We start from the raw sequence: 21,263 nt of genomic DNA, 5'->3' as shown, positions 1-21,263 counted from the left end.
GTTTGGAGGGGGCCACACAGGCCCCTTCCCGCCTTTTGTGCACTCCCTTCCAGACTTCCACACCGACCTAATCCCATGGGGCCGATATGAGCGACACAGTCGACGCAACGAATATTCCAGGCGAAAAATCAGGCCCAATGCTGGCGGCCGATGGCACGCCGCTCAAGCGTAGCCTCCGACGCGCGCTGCGACGCCAAAAGATGAGCGCCCTGCTGTTGATCGCACCCCTTCTGATCTTCATCTTGATAACTTTCATCGCCCCGATCGCCGACATGCTTTTCCGTTCGGTCGAAAACGAGATCGTCCAAGATACGCTTCCGCGCACGACTGCGATACTTGAAACCTGGGACAGCGAAAGTGGCAACGTCCCGGACACGCCTGTCTTCAAAGCACTCTACCAAGACATCTTCATTGCCCAGGAACGTAAGTTACACACCCGGCTTGGGTCACGGCTGAACTACGAACTCACCGGCGCATCGTCGCTTTTCCGCAAATCCGGTCGTGGCGTTGGCGACATCGGCGAAGTCTATCAAGACCAATTCGAGGACATGAACGCTTTTTGGAAAAAAGGCGAAAACTGGAATGACATTCTTGGGTCCGACGCGTGGTTGGCCGAGATCAAAAGCTGGAAGAAAGCTTCCGGTCAGGCCCAGCCCCCCTTCGAAATACGTGCTCAGATCGCTGAAATATTACCCCAGACCGCAGCCTTCTATCAGATTTTCGCTGATTTCACCCAAAACGAAAAAAACAGTAATCTGTACAAGAAAGACCCGTGGGAGCTTATCTACTCCGCTTTCTACGATGATTTGACAGGCGCGAACGCCGCCCGGATTGACACCTATACCGGCCCGGGTGCGGCTGAGCTTTCCGAGGCCAAAGCCGCCGCAGCCAACTTCGAAACCGTGGATTACAAGGCGGCCTTTGGCGATATCGACAAGGACTGGTTGAAGATGCCCATCTGGGATACCATCCGCGCCTATAGTCCACGATTTACAAACGGTTACTTTCTGAACGCCGTGGACATGCAGAAGTCTGAAAACGGCCCGGAATTGCGGCCTGAAAACCAGCGCATCTATGCCACGCTGTTTTTACGCACGTTGTTCATGTCTACAGTCATTACACTCAGCTGCATACTTTTGGGATACCCGGTCGGCTGGATACTGGCGAATTTACCGGCGCGCACCGCCAATCTGCTGATGATACTTGTATTGCTACCCTTCTGGACATCGCTTCTGGTGCGCACATCGGCGTGGAAAGTCATGTTGCAACAGCAAGGCGTGGTGAATGACACGCTTGTTTGGTTGGGTATCGTCGCCGACGATAGCCGCCTGGCATTGATCAACAACCAGACCGGCACGATCATCGCAATGACACACATCCTGCTCCCGTTCATGATCCTGCCGCTTTATTCGGTCATGCAAACAATTCCGCCAAGTTATCTGCGTGCGGCCAAATCGCTGGGGGCCACCAATTGGACCGCTTTCTGGCGGGTATATTTTCCGCAATCCGTGCCCGGCATCGGTGCGGGATCGATCCTCGTGTTCATCCTGTCGATCGGCTATTACATCACACCCGAGATTGTCGGCGGGACCACAGGGACCTTTATCTCGAACCGCATCGCATACCACATCTCCAGCTCTCTGAATTGGGGGCTCGCGGCAGCTCTCGGGGCAATCCTGCTCGCCGTTGTTCTGGGTCTCTACTATGCCTACGACAAAATTGTCGGCATCGATAACGTGAAACTGGGAGGCTAAAAGACATGGTCGCACTCACACCCATCTCCCGCAAGCCGGTTGGCTTTTATGTTCCCACGGTTGCCGCCGCCGGTGCCTTTCTCGGCCTGTTTGTAGGTACATCCCAAGGCAGCGGTATTCTGGGGATCCTCGTCGGTGCAATAGTCGCGGGTGCCCTCGCCTTCGTGCTAACCCAGATCGTCAAGAACGAAACAGTTGCCCGGTGGGCCACCGTCCTCGCGTTTGCTGTAATCGGCCTGTTGCTAGGGGGCATTCCTGCCCTGGTGCTCGGTGCGATCTTTGGCTGGTTCTTCGCCTGGTTCAGTTTTTGGCTGTACGAAGGTCGTTACCGTGCCAAAATCGCCCCCTACCTGACCCCGGGTCAGGTCCTGTGGCATTTCACCTTTCGCGTTATCTGCGGGGCCATCCTGGTGTTCCTGATTACGCCTATTCTGGTGGTCATACCACTCAGCTTCAACGCTGAGAATTTCTTCACCTTCACCCCGAAAATGCTCAGCTTCGACCCCGAAGGCTATTCCCTGAAACACTACCGCGACTTCTTCACAAGCTCGGCTTGGCAGGGCGCGGTCTGGAACTCGATCAAGATCGCGCCAGCCGCGACCCTGCTGTCGGTCAGCTTCGGCACATTGGCCGCAATCGGCCTCAGCCAACAGCACGTACCCTTTCGCCGGGCGATCATGGCAATCCTGATTTCGCCGATGATCGTACCGCTGATCATCTCGGCGGCTGGCATGTATTTCTTTTACAGCCGTGTCGGGCTTCAAGGTACTTACCTGGGCGTCGTGCTTGCACACGCTGCGTTGGGTATTCCCTTTGTAATCATCACCGTTACCGCTACCTTGGTCGGGTTCGACAGGTCCCTCACCCGTGCCGCGGCGAATATGGGGGCCAATCCGGTAACGACCTTCTTCCGAGTTCAGATGCCGCTCATCTTGCCCGGAGTCATTTCCGGCGGCCTGTTCGCCTTCATTACCTCATTCGACGAAGTCGTCGTGGTTCTGTTCGTCGGGTCTGCCGGCCAAAAGACTCTGCCTTGGCAAATGTTTACAGGCTTGCGCGAACAGATCAGCCCGACCATTCTTGCCGTGGCCACCATTCTTGTCGTCATTTCGATCTGCCTGCTTACCGTGGTGGAACTGCTCCGTCGTCGGTCCGAACGCCTGCGCGGCATGTCCCCAGGCTAAATCAATTTCCAAATGGAAAAAAATCCTCGCCGAAGGCATGTCCAAGGCCCCCTTCAGGGTCTTGGACACTAAACCCTTCACCGGGCCTCACGTACCATGTCCAGCAATCGGACCGACGCATAACCATCCGGTGCCACGGCTTTCGAAGTCTGGAATTTCCGTACCGCATTGATGGTCAAAGGCCCGATTTTCCCGTCGATCTTCACAGTGTCAAAACCCAGGGCAGTCAGTTCGGTCTGCAACTCAATCCGCTCGGCAAAGCTTAAAGCCCGGTCTTCCATCGGCCACGGGTGTTGAATGGGCTTACCCCCCTTCAAACGATCACTCAGGTGACCGACGCCAATCACATAGGCATCGGCGGAATTATACCTTTCCAGGACCGCAAAGTTGTCAAAGATCATAAAGGCAGCACCCTTGGCCCCTCCCGGCAACAGAATGGATGCGGGCCCGTTGTCGGGCACTTCTTCCCCACTCACACCGACCACACCCAGCTCGGCCCATTCCGGGGAAGACTTTGTCACTTCCCGATCCGCCAGGAGATAGTCGAAGCCAGCGGGCAATTGCACCTCGGTGCCCCATGGCTGCCCCGTGGTCCAACCAAAGTGCTTCAGGTATGCGGCTGTCGACGCCAACGCATCTCTTGGATCATCGCTCCAGATGTCCCGCTTTGCATCCCCTGAAAAATCAACGGCGTGCAGTTGGAACGACGAAGGCATGAATTGCGTGTGGCCCATGGCTCCTGCCCAACTCCCGGTCATTTGCGCAGCCGACGTGTCCCCTGCCTGCAGTATCTTCAGGGCCTCGATCAGTTCACCCTCGAAAAAATCCTGCCGCCGTCCTTCGTAAGCCAGCGATGCAAGAGACGAAATCACATTGTCGTCTCCGCGAAATGTGCCATACGCACTTTCCAATCCCCAGATCGCCACGACTATTTCTTTTTCGACCCCGTAGGTTTTTTCGATTTGCTCAAGCGCCTCTCGTTGTCCGGCCAATGCCCGCACGCCATTTTCAATACGTGCGTCAGACGTCGCAGTCGCCAGATAGTCCCAGATGGTTTTGGTAAATTCGGATTGATTGCGGTCACGGCGCACAACATTCGCATCGAATTTCACGCCACGCATGGCGGTGTCAAAAGTCGCATCATCTATACCCGCGGCCACGGCGCGTGGCCGAAATGCCGTCAGCCATTCCTGAAACCCCGTATCGAAGGCCTCGGACGCGGGGACCACTGAATCCGCTTGTTCCGCGAACACTGCGACGGGGGTAAATACTGCGGCAGCTATCGCAAAAACGCCTACATGAACCGACTTCATACCATTATCCCTTACCGTATCCCGGCAAAGCCTAACGACAAATGGAAACCCCAGAAAGATTAATGTCAGTGCTGCGCGACCTACCGCCGGGCGCGCTTGACCTTACGCTTGATCTTATCATCCTTGCGCTTGGCTTTGGTTGCCTTGCGTTTGGGGTTCGTGCGTCCGGCAGGGCCGCGACCGCCCCGACCACCCTGCGGCAGCGCCTTACCTTCAAGGGTCAACAGCTCGAGCGCTATGCCACCCGTGACCGGCACGGCCTCGGTCAGGCGCACCGTCACACGCTGACCAACCGAAATCATCAGCCCGGTGTCTGCCCCCATCAGTGTGCCAGCTTCTGCGTCGAAATGGAAATATTCGCGCCCCAGCGATCGCATCGGCAATAGCCCGTCCGCACCGGTTTCGTCGAGCTTCACGAAGGCACCGAAGCGCGCGATGCCGCTTATTCTGCCCGAGAATTCGTTACCGACGCGCTCGGATAGGTAGGCCGCCAGATACCGGTCTGTTGTATCACGTTCGGCTGTCATTGACCGGCGTTCGGTGTCCGAAATATGGGCCCCGGTCTGCTCTATGTCTTCAATGTCTAGTTGGCTTAACCCGTCTTTGCCCCAGCCATGTGCGGAAATCAAAGCACGATGGACAATCAAATCGGCATAGCGACGGATCGGTGATGTAAAATGTGCATAGGACCGCAACGCGAGGCCGAAATGCCCAATATGCGCCGGTCCGTAATAGGCCTGTGTCATGGACCGCAAGGTCGAGATATTGATCAGCTCTGCGTCATCCGTACCGGCCGCGTCGTTCAGCAACTTGTTTAGGTGCTTGGTATGCAAAACCTGCCCCTTGGCCAGATTGTACCCCGCAGCCTGCACCGTTTCGCGCAGCGCGTCCAGCTTGGCAACTGACGGTTCTTCGTGAATGCGAAACAGCAGCGGTGTTTTCTTTTCCAGCAAAGTCTCTGCCGCGGCCACGTTAGCCAATACCATGAACTCTTCAATCAGCTTATGAGCATCCAGCCGGTCCTTGAAATTGACCGATTTCACCGTACCGTCCGGGTCAAGCTCGATCCGCCTCTCGGGCAGGTCCAGATCCAGGGGTTGCCGCACGGCGCGCGCATCCTGCAGTGCGGCGTAAGCGGCATAAAGCGGTTTCAAAACCGGATCGAGCAGGGGGCCGGTTCGTTCATTGGGGCGACCGTCAATCGCGTCTTGCACCTCTTCGTAGTGCAACGACGCCAGCGAACGCATCAACCCCCGGTGAAAGCTGTGGCTGATTTTCCTGCCCTGTGCATCCAATACCATGCGCACGGCGATACAGGCACGCGGTACGCCTTCGTGCAGCGAACACAAATCACCCGACAGCCGATCCGGCAACATCGGCACGACGCGGTCGGGGAAATAGGTGGAATTGCCCCGCTTACGGGCTTCTCGGTCAAGCGCCGAACCCGGCGTCACATAGGCCGCGACATCCGCGATCGCGACCCAGACCACATGGCCGCCCTGGTTCTTGGGGTCTTCGTCGGCATGGGCATAGCATGCATCATCGTGGTCGCGCGCGTCCGATGGGTCAATGGTGATCAGCGGCATGTCGCGCAGATCTTCACGGCCTTTCAGCCCGATAGGCTTGGCGGCATCAGCCTGCTCGATAACATCGTCAGGAAACGTATCTGGAATGCCGTGCTGGTGGATAGCGATCAGCGACACGGCCTTGGGTGCGGAAGGATCGCCCAAGCGGTCAATGACGCGGGCGCGGGGCAGCCCCATGCGGCCTTTGGGGCCTGCCTGTTCAGCTTCAACCAGCTCTCCGTCTTTGGCACCATGCGTGGCATCGGATGCGACCGTCCACTCCTTGTCGTCGCCCTTGTCGATAGGGACGATCCGCCCGCCTTCGGTGCCGGCACGGAATATGCCTAGAACCCGCTGTGGATTGGCCCCGATCCTTCGGATCAACCGCGCCTCGTAGTGATAATCTTCGTCTTGTACCAGAGTGAGCCGTGCAAGGATCCGGTCGCCTGCCCCCATTGCAGGGTCAGAGGCACGGGGAATAAGCAGCACCCTCGGCTCGACGCCTTCGCCTTGCCACTCCATCGGCTTGGCGAAAAGGTCGCCGTCCTTGTCCGGCCCAGTGACCTGCAGAACCGAGACTGGCGGCAAACGGTCCGGATCTTGATAGCTGCGCTTGCGCTTTTCCAGATGCCCTTCGGCTTCCAGTTCTTTCAATAGCCGTTTCAGGTCGATGCGTGCCGCGCCTTTGATCCCAAAAGCCTTGGCGATCTCGCGCTTGGCAGTCAGGGTGGGATTGTTGGCGATCCAATCAAGGATTTCCGGCTTTGAAGGTATGTTGCTCATACTTTAGCAGGTAGCACGCCGTCCCCGGTTCGTCATGGGCAAATCGTCGATCGTATCGACGTCATTCAGTGTCGCGATCTGTGCGATGCGGTGGTTGGGCAAAGTCGCGATCGTGTCCATCAAAGCGTGTTCGGTCGACCAACGAACATTCGCAAACAGCCGTGGCGGGATGGGGCGCGCGCGCTTCAGGCCAATCAACCAGTAACCACCATCAGGTGCTGGCCCGAATACAGCATCGTTTGCCCCTAATGCACCAAAAGCACTGGCAATATGGGTCGCGGTTATCCCGGGAATGTCCGCCCCGACAATACATACCGGTCCGGGTGGCGCGGTGCCCAACATGCGGCCCATACGGTCGCCCAGATTGCCGCGCCCCTGCGGCCATCGGGTCAGATGCGACGGCCAAACGCGACTTGTCATTCCCGCGTGATCAGGCGCAACCGCCAGTACCACCTGCCAACGTGGATCCTGGACCCGACGCAACAACGCGCGGCTTTGATGGCGGAACCACCACGCGGCAGCGGTCATGCCAAGATCGCGACCAAGCCGGGATTTGACGCGGCCGGGGCGCGGCTCCTTGACCATAACCACCAGTGTGCGGTTCAAAGAGTCAGCACCATATCGCGGTGCTCGATTCCGGCATCATCATAGACCGGGCCCTGCGCCTCGAAGCCCAGTTTTTCATAAAAACCCAAGGCATGGGTTTGTGCGCCCAACTTCACCGTCGTTACGCCGGACATCTTGCGCGCCTCTTCGACCGCAGCCCGGATCAATGCGGCCCCCAGCCCGGTACCGCGATGCGATTTTATCACGCAAACGCGCCCGATCTTTGCTGTGTCCCCGTTGATCCGCATTCGTGCAGTACCGATCGGCAGTTCATTTTCCGTAGCCAAAAAATGCGTGGCGGAATTGTCCAGATCGTCCAGCTCATCTGCTTCCGACACGCCTTGTTCTTCAATAAAAACGATCCGTCGCAGAAGGTGGCAACTGGCAAGGTCTTCGGTGACTGAGATATGCAGGCTCATGCAAAGTAGTCCTTTAGAATGCGCGTATAAATCGACTTAAGCTGGTGTATTTGCGCAATATCAACATTTTCATCCACCGCGTGCATAGATTGCCCGACAAGTCCGAATTCGACCACAGGACAGTGGTTTTTCACAAAGCGGGCATCCGATGTCCCCCCTGAGGTGGAAAGCTCGGGGGTTATGCCTGTTTCAGCGGCCACCGCCTTTGACACAAGTTCAGATAGGGCACCGGGTGGCGTAATAAAGCTCTCGCCCGATATTTTCACTTTCAATTCGATTTTCACGCCGTATGCGTCGCGCACTTGTGCAACCTGGTCTTCCAGCCAGTTTGTCAAGCGGGCCCCGGAATGAAGGTCATTGAACCGAATGTTTATAGTCGCGTGGCACGAGGCGGGAATAACGTTCGTCGCCGGGTTGCCCGTGTCGACCGTCACCACCGCCAGCGTTGATGCATCAAAGTGATCGGTACCTTCATCCAACCTATGCGACGCGAGCCTGTCCATTAGCCGCATCATCGCGGGAAGAGGGTTGTTGGCGCGATGAGGATAGGCAGCATGCCCCTGTTTGCCGATGACGCGAAAATGGGCGTTCAGTGACCCGCGCCGTCCGATCTTGATCATCTCACCCATTGTGTTCGGGCAGGTCGGTTCCCCCACAAGGCAGACATCCATCCGTTCGCCCGATTGCTCCATATAGTCAAGCAAAGCCAACGTCCCGTCGATGCCTTCGGCCTCTTCGTCCCCGGTGATCGCCAGAATGATGGCCCCGTCGGGCGGCGTGTCACGCACGAAATCAACAGCCGCAGCGGCAAATGCGGCTACACCCGACTTCATATCCGTCGTGCCGCGCCCATACATTATTCCGTCTTTGATCTCGGCTCCGAAAGGTGCCATCGACCAATCTTGTTCGTTGTCGACAGGTACCACGTCGGTATGGCCATTAAAGCCGAAGCTACGGGCGTTACCCTTCTTGCCCCAGCGGGCAAACAGGTTACGGATCCCCCCCCGATCAGCCCAAGCGCATTCAAAACCGGCCCCGCCCAACAGGTCATGCAAAATATCCAGCGCGCCTGCGTCTGCTGGCGTCACAGAGGGGCATTTTACCAGTTGGGCAGTTAGTTCCACAGGGTCGGTATCGGGCATGTCGGCGTCCTATAAGGTTTCTCAACGATTTACCCTAGACTTGGAGCGAATTGCCACCGGTGCCAAGGGGCGCGGTCGAGAATTATCATATAGGTGACCGGTTTGAGGATCCGTCACGCGCCGTTACATGGACCCCAACGGCGTCGAGGAATACGCATGTGTTACCGTCAAATCGCGCTGTCCGAGCCGCGGGCGTTCAGTCAAAAAACGGTGTCATCTGCGCAATAATAACAGCGTTTTCTTCCAATGCCCGTGCCATGAGCGCCCGTTCATCATCGTCGATCTCATGACCTTCCGCTTCGCGTTCGGCCAAGGTGCCATACCCGCTGACGTCCAGCGGATTGGTGTCCGCCTGCTTGAGAATCGCTACGGTTTCGCGAACCGCCTCGGCCTCGTCTATGCCGGAAGCAAAGCACATCAGCGCCGCACCGGTCGATTTTTCAGGAAGGCCGTCGCCTTCTTTGCGCCCGATCTCAACCAACAAGGTATAGACCTGCTGACGCGAGGGCTTCTTGGGTTTCTTTTCATCAGACATAAAAAAGGCCGCCGCATTGTTATGCAGCAGCCCTATCGTGTTATTGCAGGCCTGAAAAGGGTCAGGTCCGGCCGCGCACCAATCGTGTCAGCCAAATCAACAGGCACGCGCCGATGATACCCACGACAAGCTGGCCAATCCAGCCGCCAAAGGTCGTTCCGATTATCGCAACCAAGAGAAAGTTGGCAACAATCGCGCCGACGATACCCAGAACGATATTCATGATGAGCCCCATATCGGACTTCATGATTTTTTCAGCAATCCATCCCGCCAAACCACCAACGATAATGGCGGCGAACCATCCCAGACCTGTCATTTCAATTCTCCGTAAATTCAGTTTCACGAAGCAAACTCACAAGCCTGTGAAAAGGTTCCCGTTAATCGCGCAGCAATTCATTGATGGACGTTTTGGAACGGGTTTTCTCGTCCACGCGCTTAACGATTACCGCGCAATATAGGTGCACCCCGTTTTTGGACGGCATCGATCCGGCCACAACGACCGAACCGGACGGCACTTCGCCATACATGACCTTACCGGTTTCACGATCCAAAATCTTGGTGGACTGGCCGATAAAGACCCCCATCCCTAAAACCGAACCTTCGCGGACGATACAGCCTTCGACGACTTCAGAACGCGCGCCGATAAAGCAGTTGTCTTCAATAATCGTCGGTCCTGCCTGCATCGGTTCCAGCACGCCACCGATCCCCACGCCGCCCGACAAGTGAACGTTTTTACCGATCTGAGCGCAGGACCCTACGGTTGCCCAGGTATCGACCATAGTGCCACTGTCGACATACGCGCCGATGTTCACGAACGATGGCATCAAGACCACACCAGGCGCGATATAGGCCGACTTGCGGACCACGCAGTTGGGGACAGCCCGAAATCCGGCTTCTTTCCACTCTGCGTCACCCCAGCCTTTGAACTTGCTATCGACCTTGTCCCACCAGCCGGCCCCCTGCGGACCGCCCTCTTGTTGTTCCATATCCTTGATGCGGAAACCCAGCAGCACGGCTTTTTTGGCCCACTGGTTTACATGCCAGTCGCCGTTTTCCATCTTTTCAGCGACACGCAGCTTGCCACTATCGAGCGCGGCCAGGGTATCTTCGATTGCATCGCGGGTTTCACCCTTGGTCGCAGAGGTGATCGTGTCACGCGCATCCCAAGCAGCTTCTATGGCGGTTTCAAGGCGGGCGTTTGACATATAACATGCTCCGGGAACAAAGGGTCTGATATTGCAGTTGCCTATACAGATGTCGGCGTGCGCGCGCAATCACCTCGGGCACCGTGGTCATTTTCTTAAAAGAAGGGCATGTTGGACAAAGGGTATATTCTGCCCCTATTCACCGGAGACTTCGATGACCCAGACGACCCGACACCCCTTGCGACACGCAGATGCCGACCGCGCCAAAGCTGAAAACGTACCAGATACACCACAGACCCGTGCCCCGGCCTATCGTCTGGCATTCACCGATGACGACTTCATGTGTCGCGATGAATTGCGTCCGGTGCGCTTGCAGCTTGAACTTCTCAAGCCCGAGCTGGGCCTTGATGCACACGGGGTGAAATCGACAATAGTTCTATTCGGTGGCGCACGCATTCCCGCCCCCGATGACAAACATAAAGCGCGGACAAAAACCTTGGCCGATCTTTCGCACTTCTATGACGAAGCACGGGAATTCGCCCGGTTGATGACGCTGAAATCCAACGAAACCAACGGTCAGGAAAACGTCATTGTGACCGGCGGGGGCCCGGGCGTAATGGAAGCAGGCAACCGTGGCGCTGTGGATGCGGGGGGGCATTCGGTCGGTTTGAACATCGTACTTCCGTTCGAGCAGGCCCCAAACACATATGTTACCCCCGAGCTGTGTTTCAATTTTCATTATTTTGCCATCCGCAAAATGCATTTTCTGATGCGGGCGCGGGCCATATGCGTATTCCCCGGCGGTTTTGGGACACTCGATGAACTTTTTGAAACGTTGACCCTGATTCAGACTGGCCGCATGTCACGTGTACCGTTCTTGCTATTTGGCCGCGCCTTTTGGGAAAAAATCGTAAACTGGGAAGCTCTGGCAGATGCCGGAACCATTTCAGAGATCGATCTGGAGTTATTTCGCTTTGTCGAAACTGCGGCGGAAGCGATGGAAATGATAGAGCACTGGCCACTTGAAAACACAAAACGCGAGGTCGTTCCGGGCCGAAATGTAGCAGACGGAGAATAAAATATGTTAACTACAGCCATTCTTGCAGCCGTAACGTTTCTCGCGGTCGGGTCTTTCCACTTTGCGGTCCTGTCACGGGTGGCTTCCAGATTAAACACATCCGATCTATCGGCCGGGTGGCATCATTTCTTGCTGCTTGGCACAATTGGTTTGCTGCATGTATTCGAGGCTGCCGTCTATTCGGTCGCCTTTCGCCTAGGGCAAAGTTGGGGCCTGGGGGGCTTCAAAACAGAAGGCCCATTAAATTTCATGGATGTTTATTACTTCTCGATCGTAAACTATACGACTTTGGGGTTGGGTGACATCTACCCCTCCGGCCACCTGCGGTTCCTCGCGGGCATTGAATCGCTGGAAGGCTTTCTCTTGCTCAGTTGCTCTGCGTCCTATCTGTTTGCCTTCGCCAAACAACGGATCAAGGATTGAAAAGCAAAAGCTCTGCGGGGGTCATTGGGCGAACGCTGGAAGCACGCAGATCTCGACGTGGTGCGGCAGGGTTTCCAGTATCTGTCCGTGATCGGTATCGCGAATGCCATAGCCGTAGCCTGCCAACCGGTGCTTCCACTCGCGGTTTGACAGGGAGATTGTGCGCTCTTTCATGACAAGGGCAATAACATTCGATGTGGCGAACGGATCTGATTCATGAATGATAGACATCTGGTTTCCTTCAGCATTGATTGCTTTACAGAAACAGTCTGTTCGTCGACCATGGCGTTATTTGTTCGAGTCTAGGTCATCTACAGGGTCATTTTAAGGCGATTTTGCCACAATTTGACGGCGTCTAGGTCAATCCGGGATACCCGCTTCTGATTGAATTTGTTTACGCGATTTACGCGCGCGCTCGGTCGCGGACTTCAACTGGCCGCACGCCGCCATGATATCTTCGCCTCTGGGCTTGCGCACGGGCGACGCATAACCAGCCTTATATACAATCTCGGAAAAAGCGCGGATACGATTGTTCGAGGACCGTTTATACGGGGCCCCCGGCCATTCATTGAACGGGATCAGGTTGATTTTTGCGGGGATGCCACGGATCAATTCAATCAAACGGTGCGCATCTGCGTCTGAATCGTTCACCCCGTCCAGCATGACATACTCAAAGGTAATGCGTTCGGAATTACTGACCTTGGGATAGCTCCGCAATGCCTCGATCAGTTCGGCGATATTCCAGCGTTTATTGATCGGCACCAGCTTGTTGCGCACCTCGTCCGTGGTGGCGTGAAAGGATACAGCCAGCTGGCAGCCAATTTCTTCGGCCGTGCGCGCGATCTCCGGCACAACGCCAGAGGTCGACAGGGTGATCCGGCGGCGCGACAGCTGGATCCCCTCGGGGTCCATCGCGATCTTCATCGCGTCGCGCACGTTCTCAAAGTTGTACAACGGCTCGCCCATGCCCATCAGCACGATGTTGGACAACAGCCGAGGTGCCTCAGTAATGGTCCCCGGCACCGGCCATTCGCCCAGATCATCCCGCGCCACCATCACCTGCCCGATAATCTCGGCCGCGGTCAGATTTCGCACCAGCTTTTGCGTGCCGGTATGACAAAAGGAACATGTCAGCGTGCACCCGACCTGAGAGCTGACGCACAAAGTGCCACGGTCTTCTTCAGGGATATACACGACTTCCACTTCGTGACCGCCGGCAATCCGCACCAGATATTTACGGGTCCCGTCCTCTGACACCTGCTTGGTCACGACCTCGGGCACCTCGATCACGAAACGTTCCGCCAACTCGGCACGAAATGCTTTGGACAGGTTGGTCATATCGGCGAAATCACGTTTTCCCCACTGATAGATCCACTGCCATATCTGGCCCACGCGCATCTTGGCCTGTTTTTCCGGCGTACCATGCGCGATCAAGGCGTCGCGAATCGCATCACGGGTCATGCCGACCAGATTCGCCAGCCCCTCCGGCAGTTTACGTGGAAGGGTCATGACGTCTTGGGTAATCGGCGCGGTCGCAGACATGGGATTCTCCGGATGCAGGGGTTGAGGCGCTCTATATAGGCATTTTCCCTCGAATCAAAAGAAAACACTTCCTCGCCGCTGTGTTCGGTCTCGCCAACCAGCAAGGTCCTGTGAATTGAACACCAAATACAGAAAGGCCCCGCTGGTGGCAGGACCCTTCAATGTCAATGGGCCAGTCTTACCCGCCGCAGCGCTTCGCTGCGTCTTCGACGGCGGCAGTGAAGCCAAGCAACGAAAATGTATCTTTCGTCTGGGTACCGCGACCCGAACGCCCTGTTAACACGGCATCAGACCCACGCTTCATGGCGGTGATAATTTTGTTGTCATCCTCGGGTGTCGCGGGCCATGCCCATTCGCCTTCGGTAAACAGCTCAAAGCTGGTCCCACCGATGTTCATGTTCACCGTCGATCCAGATGCAAACGGATAGCCGCCGGTGAAGGCAACCTGTCCCTTGGCTCCAGCACTTGGCCGATAGAAAACCATCAGCAATGTCTGCCCGCGGTTCACCGCGACGACCCGCCCATCACGCGAATTCACCGCTTCCTTCGGTGTCGACACCCCCCAGCATTCCGTGGGATTGTCTTCGACAAAAACACTCCAGTCGGTCTCAGCTGCAACGCGGTTTGTGCTTTGCTCCTGCGCCCAAACGCTGCCCGCGCCCAGACCCGCCAGCACCGCCGCGAAACCGATCGTCTTAAAGTTCATCATCTACTTGGGCCTCCAGCCGCCGTTAACCTCAACATCTCATACAATCCTTCAGGCAGCCATTCGGGTGACGCTCTTTTCAAAGGACCTGTATTTCTCTCGACAACAAGCATAATAACGACAAACAGGCGACCGGCGAAACCCTGATTGGCAGGAATTCGCCCACGAAAAGGACGAAACATGACCCAAGCTGCCCCCTTTGCCGAAATCTGGCGCGGACCTTTCCTTGAAAGCGTTCACTACGGCCATGCTGTGGTGTGCGACCAAAATGGTGACATCCTTCATGCCTGGGGCAACCCCGACCAGGTAATTTTGCCGCGTTCCTCCGCCAAGATGATTCAGGCGCTGCCTCTCGTTCAATCGGGTGCTGCCGACAGATACAGCCTCACCGCCCGGCACCTCGCCCTTGCCTGTGCCTCGCACCAGGCCGCCGACCTGCATGTCGGCCTGATCAGGAACTGGCTCGAAACGCTTGATCTCACCGACAGCGATTTTCGCTGCGGTGCCGCTGAACCCGGCGATGCCGCTGCGCGAAATGCTCTTGTCTGCTCCGGTACCGCGCCTTGCCAGATCCATCACGAATGTTCTGGCAAACACGCGGGTTTTCTGACCGTGAATGCACATCTGGCCGGCCACCCTGATTACGAAAAACCTGATCATCCGGTGCAAAAAGCCTGCCTCGAAGCCTTCGAGACTGTGACCGGCACGACCTCCCCCGGCTTCGGAATCGATGGCTGTTCCGTTCCGAACTTTGCAACAACACTGCATGGCATGGGCCGGGCAATGGCCCACTTTGCCGCTGCCCCGGACGGGTCTGCGGAAGCAAGGCTGCATCAGGCGATGCGCCTGCACCCTGATCTGGTCGCCGGAGAAACCCGTGCCTGTACCAACCTCATGCGCGCGACCAATGGCAAGGTGGCTCTGAAAACCGGTGCCGAAGGCTTCTTTATCGCTATCCTGCCCGACCAGAAAATCGGTGTCGCCCTCAAGGCAGCCTGCGGAACCAAACGTGCGGCCGAATGCGCGATCACCTCCATTCTGGTGAAATTGGGCGCACTCGACGCAAACCACCCGGAGGCTGTGAAGTACCGCAACGCTCCGATTGAAAATCGGCGTGGTATCATTACCGGAATGCTTAAACCCGCCGCCGCCTTTGCCTAGCTCGACACCGACATTCCAAATGGCATAAAATCCCGGGGTATGGGGCAGCGCCCCATGTTTCTCGTTTCCGGCTAGCTTACGAAATCGTCTATCCCGTACCCCTGAATGAATAATAGCGCTGTCAGATCTCCAAAATTGACGCGCAGATCACACTCGGCGGCGACCGCCGGCTTGGCATGAAGCGCCACCCCCATTCCTGCGCGATGCAACATTCCCAAATCATTTGCGCCATCGCCAACCGCGATCACATCGGCCTCTGATATCCCCAGCGTCGCGGTGATACTCTCCAGTGCATCTACCTTGGCTTGTTTGCCCAAAATCGGATGGCCGACACCTCCCGTAAGCTTGCCCTGCTCGACCAGCAGGGTATTCGCCCGATTCTCGTCAAAGCCAAGCGCCGCAGCGACGGCGGTTGTGAATGCAGTAAACCCCCCCGAGACCAGCGCGCTGTAGGCACCGTTCGCTTTCATCGTCGCCAACAGCACCTTGCTTCCGGGCATATGGCTAATCCGGGACGACAAAACCCGCCCGATCACGGCCTCGTCCAACCCCTTCAGCAACGCGACCCGCTCTCGCAACGCGGCCTCAAAGTCCAGTTCGCCGTTCATCGCCCGCGCCGTGATGTCTTTCACCCGCCCCCCGACACCCGCCTCGTCCGCCAGCTCGTCAATGCATTCCTGTTGAATAATGGTGCTGTCCATATCCGCCAACAACATCTTCTTGCGTCGCCCTTCGGCCGGGGTAATCACCAAATCAACCCCCATGCCCTGACATTCTGCCCAGACATCCCAACGGTTGCCCGGCATCCGCTTCATTTCAAACGTGGCCGCCTCGTCCGGTGCCAGCCAAACCGCATCACCACCGCCCCAGGCATTACGCAGACTATCCACCAAGACCGGTTCAAGATGAGGTCGTTCCGGAGAGGTTAAAAGAGTCACGCTATGCATAGGTCAAGTTTCCGATCCGCGTCAAAGTTGTCGTAAAAAGCATTTCAAGAGGCGTTCTATCGCTGTTTTCTGGCTTGTGCCAGAGCGCGCACCACTCTAGATGCAGCGGTGGGACACCCTTCCCCAACGAAGGGCGCTTATCTGAAAGGGTAGCTAAATGGCTATTACAGTACCGACCTCGCGGCCTCAAAATCCGCGTTTTTCCTCTGGCCCGTGCGCCAAACCCCCCGTCTATGATCTGACCAAACTTGCAAGCGCGCCCTTGGGCCGCAGCCATCGCGCTGCCCCTGGCAAAGCCAAGCTGCTTGAAGCGATCGAGACCACTCGTGAAATACTGGGCGTTCCGGCTGATTACAGAATCGGCATCGTTCCCGCGTCGGACACAGGTGCCTATGAAATGGCTATGTGGACCATGTTGGGAGAACGCCCCGCTGAAATGGTAGCCTGGGAATCCTTTGGAGCAGGCTGGGTTACCGACGCGGTCAAACAGTTGAAAATAGAGCACACTGTTCACACGGCCGATTATGGTCAGATCGTGGATATGGCGTCGCTTAACTATGACAACGATGTCTGCTTTACCTGGAACGGCACTACTTCCGGTGTGCGTGTACCTACCGGCGACGTCATTCCCGCTGATCGCAAGGGCCTTACCCTGTGCGACGCCACGTCAGCCGCCTTTGCGATGGACCTGCCGTGGGATAAGCTCGACGTTACGACCTTCAGCTGGCAAAAAGTTCTCGGGGGTGAAGCCGCCCATGGTATGCTGATCCTTAGCCCTCGTGCGGTTGAACGCCTTGAAAGCTACACACCCGCATGGCCCCTGCCCAAAATCTTTCGTCTGACGAAAGGTGGCAAGCTGATCGACGGCATTTTCAAGGGTGAAACAATCAACACCCCTTCGATGCTTTGCGTCGAAGACTATCTGCTGGCGCTCGACTGGGCGAAATCCGTTGGCGGCCTGTCAGGCTTGATTGATCGCGCAGATGCGAACACCGCTGCAATCACGCGGTTCGTCGAAGCCCATGACTGGATCGAGTTTCTTGCGGTGGATCCGGCGACCCGGTCCAACACGTCTGTCTGTCTGAAGTTCAATGATGCCCGTATCACCGACGGCGCGGCCTTTGCCAAGGCAGTCGCCAAGCGTCTGGCCGACGAAGATGTGGCCCTGGACGTCGGGGCCTATCGTGATGCGCCCGCAGGTTTGCGCATCTGGTGCGGCGGCACGGTTGAAACCTCGGATATCGAGGCGATGCTGCCGTGGCTTGAATGGGCCTTTGAGTCCGAAATAAACGCATAATTCCGGGTCCCCCACCCTGCGCCGGCCGCAGGGCGGGTGTCCACCCACGCCCCCCTTTCGTTTTATAAAAGGAGCGCCAATCATGGCCCCCAAAGTTCTCATTTCCGACAGCCTTTCCGAAGCCGCTGTACAAATCTTCAAAGACCGCGGCATTGACGTGGATTTCCAACCCAACTTGGGCAAGGACAAAGACAAGCTGGCCGCAATCATCGGTGACTATGATGGGCTTGCGATTCGCTCGGCGACCAAAGTCACCGAAAAGATTTTGGAAAACGCGACCAACCTCAAGGTGATCGCGCGTGCTGGCATCGGCACCGATAACATTGACAAGGACGCTGCCTCCAAAAAGGGTGTGATTGTCATGAACACGCCATTCGGCAATATGATCACCACGGCAGAACACGCCATTGCAATGATGTTCGCTGTCGCGCGTCAGATTCCCGAAGCATCGGCATCGACCCATGCCGGCAAATGGGAAAAGTCCAAATTCATGGGTGTTGAGCTGACCGGCAAGACGCTTGGCGTCATTGGCGCAGGCAACATCGGTGGTATTGTTTGCGACCGTGCGCGTGGATTGAAGATGAAAGTCATCGCCTATGATCCCTTCCTGAGCGAAGAAAAAGCGCAAAAGATGGGCGTCGAAAAAGTCGAGTTGGACGATCTGCTGTCCCGCGCCGATTTCATCACGCTGCACGTTCCCTATACCGAGCAAACCGCGAATATCCTGTCGCGCGAAGCCTTGGCGAAAACCAAGAAAGGCGTACGTATCATCAACTGCGCCCGTGGTGGCCTGGTTGACGAAGAAGCATTGGCCGATGCGCTGAAATCCGGTCACGTCGCCGGCGCGGCTTTCGACGTGTTTCAGGTGGAACCTGCAACCGAGAATCCGCTGTTCGGCCTGCCCAACGTCGTTGTCACGCCACACTTGGGTGCTGCCACCACCGAAGCTCAGGAAAACGTCGCACTACAGGTCGCCGAGCAGATGTCCGACTATCTGCTTACCGGTGCCGTTTCAAACGCGCTCAACATGCCATCCGTGACCGCCGAAGAGGCCAAAGTCATGGGGCCGTGGCTCACATTGGCGGGTCATCTGGGGGCGTTTATCGGGCAAATGACGGACGAACCGATCAAAGCGATCAATATTCTGTACGACGGTCAAGTGTCGCAGATGAACCTCAATGCCCTGAATTGTTCGGTAGTTGCGGGCATCATGAAGCGCGCCAACCCCGATGTGAACATGGTCAGCGCCCCGGTCGTTGCTCGTGAAAAGGGTATTCAAATCAGCACGACCAACCAGGACAAATCCGGCGTTTTCGACGGCTATATCAAGGTGACTGTCGTGACTGCAAAGCGCGAACGTTCTATCGCCGGGACCGTGTTCTCGGATGGCAAGCCGCGGTTCATTCAGATCAAAGGCATCAACATTGATGCCGAAATCGGTTCGCATATGCTTTACACCACCAACGAAGATGTCCCCGGCATCATCGGTGCCTTGGGCCAGACCATGGGCGCGAACGGTGTAAACATCGCGAATTTCACACTGGGGCGCTCCGCGGCCAAGGGTGAAGCGATCGCGTTGCTATATATCGACGGTCCCGCACCGGAAACCGCTCTGAAGCAACTTCGCGACACTGGCCTTTTTACTCAGGTCAAAGAGCTTGAATTCGACGTCGCTTGATTTCTCGGCTTGAATCTATTTCAAAGCGTCCCCGCATGTGGGGGCGCTTTAGTTGGCGACGGACAGCAGCATTCACAGGGTCAGATCATCCAGTCGATGTCCTGAAACCTTAGCGGTGCCGCACACGATTCCTCAGTTTTGTCCATTCGCCCGGTGCAAGAACAAAGCTTAGGCCGAAACCACAGGCAAACCCGAACAGTTCAGCCAGCCACTGGGTGCCTGTGTCAAAGAATACGCCCCACAAAAGCTGCAGTCCCATGAGCATCGCAATCAGCGAAAACGCGCGATATTGCTGTTCGCCCAAACTAGACAACCTGCGCCACATCACAAACGAATACCCCCCGATCAGGCCATATACATTGGGATATGCGCCAACCAGCCAAGCCGGGTCATTCAACACCAGCGCATAGGCTATCGCCCCCAGAATGCCGGACAGGAAAAAGATCGCCAAAAAGGCGACCTGGCCCATTGCCTCGGCAACCATCTTGCCCAGGGCCAAAAGCAATACGCCGGCAAAGATTGAGTGGGTGAACCCGAGATGAATGAATGAATAGGTAACCGTCCGCAAAAGTTGCGACAGGGGAAATTGCCCATTCGCGAGCATCCAGTCAAAGATATCGCCCGAAAAACCATAGTCTCGAATAAGGGCCAAGCGCCAACCCACCGCACCGGGGCCACCGATAATCCCGGCTTCGGCAAGGGACAAGCCAGCTTCGACACCGGCAATGGCCAGAAACAGAAGCGTCACGGACGCGGGCAGTGGATTTACGGGCGGGTGAAAGTCTGGGTCTGCCATAGGGCCTCCTTGACGGGCTAGGTGTGCATGGGTAAGCCGATCAGGCCGCAGTTTCCAGCCTTATCGGAGCATTCAATGACCGACACCACCTTCACTCCACGCGTATTTTCGGGCATCCAGCCGTCCGGCGGTCTGACCTTGGGTAACTACCTCGGCGCGATGAAACGTTTCGTGGATATGCAGGACGAAGGTTCGTACCAAACCGTTTACTGTATGGTGGATCTGCACGCGATTACCGCCAAATTCCAAGACCCGGCAACCTTGCGCCATAACACCCGCGAACTGGCGGCAGGTTTCATCGCGGCCGGCATCGACCCGGCCAAATCCATTCTGATCAATCAAAGCCAGGTGCCAGAGCACGCGCAGCTTGCGTGGATATTCAATTGTGTGGCCCGCATGGGCTGGATGGGGCGCATGACCCAATGGAAGGACAAGGCCGGCAAAAACGCCGAAGCCGCGTCGTTGGGCCTGTTCGCATACCCTGCCCTGATGGCGGCAGATATCCTGATTTATCATGCAACGCACGTGCCTGTCGGAGAAGACCAGAAACAGCACCTGGAATTGACACGCGACATCGCGGCAAAATTCAACCATGACTATGGCGTTGATTTCTTTCCCCTGACGGAACCGGTGATCGAAGGTGCGGCGACCCGCGTCATGTCGCTGCGCGATGGCTCCAAGAAGATGTCAAAGTCTGATCCCTCAGATGCCAGCCGCATAAACCTGACAGATGACGCCGATGCCATCGCCAAAAAGATCCGCAAAGCCAAAACCGACCCAGATGCCTTGCCGTCCGAAATCGACGGGCTGAAAGACCGCCCCGAAGCGCGTAACCTGGTGAACATCTATGCCGCCTTGAACGACCAGACTGTTGAGCAGGTGCTGGCCGATGTCGGTGGCCAACAGTTCGGCAGTTTCAAACCCTTGTTGGCAGATCTGGCAGTCGCCAAGATGGCACCTATCAGCATCCGTATGGCAGAACTGATGGCCGACACAGCCGAGATTGACCGCATCTTGGCCCACGGCGCGACCCAGGCGCGGGAAATTACCGCGCCGATCTTGAAAAAGACGTACGAAATTATCGGTATGGTCGGCTAAGCGTTCTTGTGCGGCATAATGTCGAAACGCTTGCGCATTCGTGCACAGCAGCCGCGCGGGCGACACACTGGTGTTTCGCCTTTGTGCACAC

20 protein-coding genes and 1 pseudogene are annotated in these 21,263 nt (G+C 56.6%); 8 read left to right on the top strand and 13 right to left on the bottom strand.

Annotated elements, in window-relative coordinates:
• Positions 1–86: 86 nt before the first annotated feature.
• Positions 87–1,754, top strand: coding sequence for an ABC transporter permease (locus tag AC13DE_RS08480; RefSeq protein WP_446295912.1), 1,668 nt, complete (start codon positions 87–89; stop codon positions 1,752–1,754).
• Between the two features lie 5 nt (positions 1,755–1,759).
• Positions 1,760–2,938: an ABC transporter permease gene (locus AC13DE_RS08475; protein WP_446314398.1), complete on the top strand. Its 1,179-nt coding sequence runs from the start codon at positions 1,760–1,762 to the stop codon at positions 2,936–2,938.
• 77 nt (positions 2,939–3,015) lie between these two features.
• Here the strand turns inward: AC13DE_RS08475 and AC13DE_RS08470 are convergent, their stop codons facing one another.
• From AC13DE_RS08470 to dapD, 8 genes and pseudogenes are all read right to left on the bottom strand, one after another.
• The gene (locus AC13DE_RS08470; protein WP_483047560.1) at positions 3,016–4,251 is read right to left on the bottom strand and encodes a lytic murein transglycosylase; all 1,236 of its coding nucleotides are present in this window, start codon (positions 4,249–4,251) and stop codon (positions 3,016–3,018) included.
• An 80-nt stretch (positions 4,252–4,331) separates the two neighbouring features.
• Positions 4,332–6,599: a ribonuclease R gene (gene rnr / locus AC13DE_RS08465; protein WP_483047559.1), complete on the bottom strand. Its 2,268-nt coding sequence runs from the start codon at positions 6,597–6,599 to the stop codon at positions 4,332–4,334.
• A 3-nt stretch (positions 6,600–6,602) separates the two neighbouring features.
• A complete protein-coding gene (locus AC13DE_RS08460) occupies positions 6,603–7,205 on the bottom strand; it encodes a TIGR04282 family arsenosugar biosynthesis glycosyltransferase (protein WP_446295908.1) in 603 nt (200 codons plus the stop codon).
• Positions 7,202–7,624, bottom strand: coding sequence for a GNAT family N-acetyltransferase (locus AC13DE_RS08455; protein ID WP_446295907.1), 423 nt, complete (start codon positions 7,622–7,624; stop codon positions 7,202–7,204). The genes AC13DE_RS08460 and AC13DE_RS08455 overlap by 4 nt, the downstream gene beginning before the upstream one ends.
• Positions 7,621–8,766 carry a succinyl-diaminopimelate desuccinylase gene (gene dapE / locus AC13DE_RS08450; RefSeq protein WP_483047558.1) on the bottom strand — a complete coding sequence of 382 codons (1,146 nt, stop codon included), beginning with the start codon at positions 8,764–8,766 and terminating at the stop codon, positions 7,621–7,623. Before dapE ends, AC13DE_RS08455 begins: the two co-directional genes overlap by 4 nt.
• Before the next feature lie 196 nt (positions 8,767–8,962).
• Positions 8,963–9,343 (bottom strand): annotated as a pseudogene (locus AC13DE_RS08445) (hypothetical protein); the annotation flags it as partial.
• A gap of 19 nt (positions 9,344–9,362) precedes the next feature.
• Positions 9,363–9,617, bottom strand: a complete 255-nt coding sequence (locus AC13DE_RS08440) for a GlsB/YeaQ/YmgE family stress response membrane protein (RefSeq protein ID WP_446295905.1) — start codon at positions 9,615–9,617, stop codon at positions 9,363–9,365.
• Between the two features lie 61 nt (positions 9,618–9,678).
• Positions 9,679–10,506, bottom strand: coding sequence for a 2,3,4,5-tetrahydropyridine-2,6-dicarboxylate N-succinyltransferase (gene dapD / locus AC13DE_RS08435; protein ID WP_446306066.1), 828 nt, complete (start codon positions 10,504–10,506; stop codon positions 9,679–9,681).
• A 154-nt stretch (positions 10,507–10,660) separates the two neighbouring features.
• Between dapD and AC13DE_RS08430 the strand changes: the two genes are divergently transcribed.
• Positions 10,661–11,524, top strand: coding sequence for an LOG family protein (locus AC13DE_RS08430; RefSeq protein WP_446314403.1), 864 nt, complete (start codon positions 10,661–10,663; stop codon positions 11,522–11,524).
• Between the two features lie 3 nt (positions 11,525–11,527).
• Positions 11,528–11,947, top strand: a complete 420-nt coding sequence (locus AC13DE_RS08425; protein ID WP_446295901.1) for an ion channel — start codon at positions 11,528–11,530, stop codon at positions 11,945–11,947.
• 21 nt (positions 11,948–11,968) lie between these two features.
• Here the strand turns inward: AC13DE_RS08425 and AC13DE_RS08420 are convergent, their stop codons facing one another.
• The 3 genes from AC13DE_RS08420 to AC13DE_RS08410 all read right to left on the bottom strand — a co-directional run bounded on the left by AC13DE_RS08420 (position 11,969) and on the right by AC13DE_RS08410 (position 14,198).
• Positions 11,969–12,178: a hypothetical protein gene (locus tag AC13DE_RS08420; protein ID WP_446306065.1), complete on the bottom strand. Its 210-nt coding sequence runs from the start codon at positions 12,176–12,178 to the stop codon at positions 11,969–11,971.
• A 129-nt stretch (positions 12,179–12,307) separates the two neighbouring features.
• Positions 12,308–13,489 carry a dual-specificity RNA methyltransferase RlmN gene (gene rlmN, locus AC13DE_RS08415; protein WP_483047557.1) on the bottom strand — a complete coding sequence of 394 codons (1,182 nt, stop codon included), beginning with the start codon at positions 13,487–13,489 and terminating at the stop codon, positions 12,308–12,310.
• A gap of 178 nt (positions 13,490–13,667) precedes the next feature.
• On the bottom strand, positions 13,668–14,198 hold the full coding sequence (locus AC13DE_RS08410; RefSeq protein ID WP_483047556.1) for an invasion associated locus B family protein: 531 nt from the start codon (positions 14,196–14,198) through the stop codon (positions 13,668–13,670).
• A 177-nt stretch (positions 14,199–14,375) separates the two neighbouring features.
• On the opposite strand from AC13DE_RS08410, the gene AC13DE_RS08405 reads away from it, so the two are divergent.
• Complete coding sequence (locus AC13DE_RS08405) at positions 14,376–15,356, top strand: asparaginase (RefSeq protein WP_483047555.1); 981 nt, start codon at positions 14,376–14,378, stop codon at positions 15,354–15,356.
• Positions 15,357–15,427: 71 nt separating this feature from the next.
• On the opposite strand, the gene serB is transcribed toward AC13DE_RS08405, so the two are convergent.
• On the bottom strand, positions 15,428–16,303 hold the full coding sequence (serB, locus tag AC13DE_RS08400) for a phosphoserine phosphatase SerB (RefSeq protein ID WP_446314406.1): 876 nt from the start codon (positions 16,301–16,303) through the stop codon (positions 15,428–15,430).
• Between the two features lie 157 nt (positions 16,304–16,460).
• Here serB and AC13DE_RS08395 point away from each other — a divergent pair, with 157 nt between their 5' ends.
• Positions 16,461–17,600 carry a phosphoserine transaminase gene (locus tag AC13DE_RS08395; protein ID WP_446314407.1) on the top strand — a complete coding sequence of 380 codons (1,140 nt, stop codon included), beginning with the start codon at positions 16,461–16,463 and terminating at the stop codon, positions 17,598–17,600.
• Positions 17,601–17,682: 82 nt separating this feature from the next.
• Positions 17,683–19,278 carry a phosphoglycerate dehydrogenase gene (gene serA / locus AC13DE_RS08390; protein WP_483047554.1) on the top strand — a complete coding sequence of 532 codons (1,596 nt, stop codon included), beginning with the start codon at positions 17,683–17,685 and terminating at the stop codon, positions 19,276–19,278.
• 109 nt (positions 19,279–19,387) lie between these two features.
• Here serA and AC13DE_RS08385 read toward each other — a convergent pair whose 3' ends face one another.
• Complete coding sequence (locus AC13DE_RS08385; RefSeq protein ID WP_483047553.1) at positions 19,388–20,074, bottom strand: rhomboid family intramembrane serine protease; 687 nt, start codon at positions 20,072–20,074, stop codon at positions 19,388–19,390.
• Positions 20,075–20,149: 75 nt separating this feature from the next.
• Here AC13DE_RS08385 and trpS point away from each other — a divergent pair, with 75 nt between their 5' ends.
• The gene (trpS, locus tag AC13DE_RS08380; RefSeq protein WP_446295892.1) at positions 20,150–21,172 is read left to right on the top strand and encodes a tryptophan--tRNA ligase; all 1,023 of its coding nucleotides are present in this window, start codon (positions 20,150–20,152) and stop codon (positions 21,170–21,172) included.
• Positions 21,173–21,263: the final 91 nt, after the last annotated feature.

This window comes from Sulfitobacter sp. L-8 (assembly GCF_056859255.1).
This window is presented reverse-complemented; position numbering and strand designations above follow the sequence as displayed.

Excerpts from the sequence above, each read along its gene's own strand:
- AC13DE_RS08480 (WP_446295912.1), top strand. The coding sequence starts at position 87 with ATGAGCGACACAGTCGACGCAACGAATATTCCAGGCGAAAAATCAGGC.
- AC13DE_RS08475 (WP_446314398.1), top strand. The coding sequence starts at position 1,760 with ATGGTCGCACTCACACCCATCTCCCGCAAGCCGGTTGGCTTTTATGTT.
- AC13DE_RS08470 (WP_483047560.1), bottom strand. The coding sequence starts at position 4,251 with ATGAAGTCGGTTCATGTAGGCGTTTTTGCGATAGCTGCCGCAGTATTT.
- rnr (WP_483047559.1), bottom strand. The coding sequence starts at position 6,599 with ATGAGCAACATACCTTCAAAGCCGGAAATCCTTGATTGGATCGCCAAC.
- AC13DE_RS08455 (WP_446295907.1), bottom strand. The coding sequence starts at position 7,624 with ATGAGCCTGCATATCTCAGTCACCGAAGACCTTGCCAGTTGCCACCTT.
- dapE (WP_483047558.1), bottom strand. The coding sequence starts at position 8,766 with ATGCCCGATACCGACCCTGTGGAACTAACTGCCCAACTGGTAAAATGC.
- AC13DE_RS08440 (WP_446295905.1), bottom strand. The coding sequence starts at position 9,617 with ATGACAGGTCTGGGATGGTTCGCCGCCATTATCGTTGGTGGTTTGGCG.
- dapD (WP_446306066.1), bottom strand. The coding sequence starts at position 10,506 with ATGTCAAACGCCCGCCTTGAAACCGCCATAGAAGCTGCTTGGGATGCG.
- AC13DE_RS08430 (WP_446314403.1), top strand. The coding sequence starts at position 10,661 with ATGACCCAGACGACCCGACACCCCTTGCGACACGCAGATGCCGACCGC.
- AC13DE_RS08425 (WP_446295901.1), top strand. The coding sequence starts at position 11,528 with ATGTTAACTACAGCCATTCTTGCAGCCGTAACGTTTCTCGCGGTCGGG.
- AC13DE_RS08420 (WP_446306065.1), bottom strand. The coding sequence starts at position 12,178 with ATGTCTATCATTCATGAATCAGATCCGTTCGCCACATCGAATGTTATT.
- rlmN (WP_483047557.1), bottom strand. The coding sequence starts at position 13,489 with ATGTCTGCGACCGCGCCGATTACCCAAGACGTCATGACCCTTCCACGT.
- AC13DE_RS08410 (WP_483047556.1), bottom strand. The coding sequence starts at position 14,198 with ATGATGAACTTTAAGACGATCGGTTTCGCGGCGGTGCTGGCGGGTCTG.
- AC13DE_RS08405 (WP_483047555.1), top strand. The coding sequence starts at position 14,376 with ATGACCCAAGCTGCCCCCTTTGCCGAAATCTGGCGCGGACCTTTCCTT.
- serB (WP_446314406.1), bottom strand. The coding sequence starts at position 16,303 with ATGCATAGCGTGACTCTTTTAACCTCTCCGGAACGACCTCATCTTGAA.
- AC13DE_RS08395 (WP_446314407.1), top strand. The coding sequence starts at position 16,461 with ATGGCTATTACAGTACCGACCTCGCGGCCTCAAAATCCGCGTTTTTCC.
- serA (WP_483047554.1), top strand. The coding sequence starts at position 17,683 with ATGGCCCCCAAAGTTCTCATTTCCGACAGCCTTTCCGAAGCCGCTGTA.
- AC13DE_RS08385 (WP_483047553.1), bottom strand. The coding sequence starts at position 20,074 with ATGGCAGACCCAGACTTTCACCCGCCCGTAAATCCACTGCCCGCGTCC.
- trpS (WP_446295892.1), top strand. The coding sequence starts at position 20,150 with ATGACCGACACCACCTTCACTCCACGCGTATTTTCGGGCATCCAGCCG.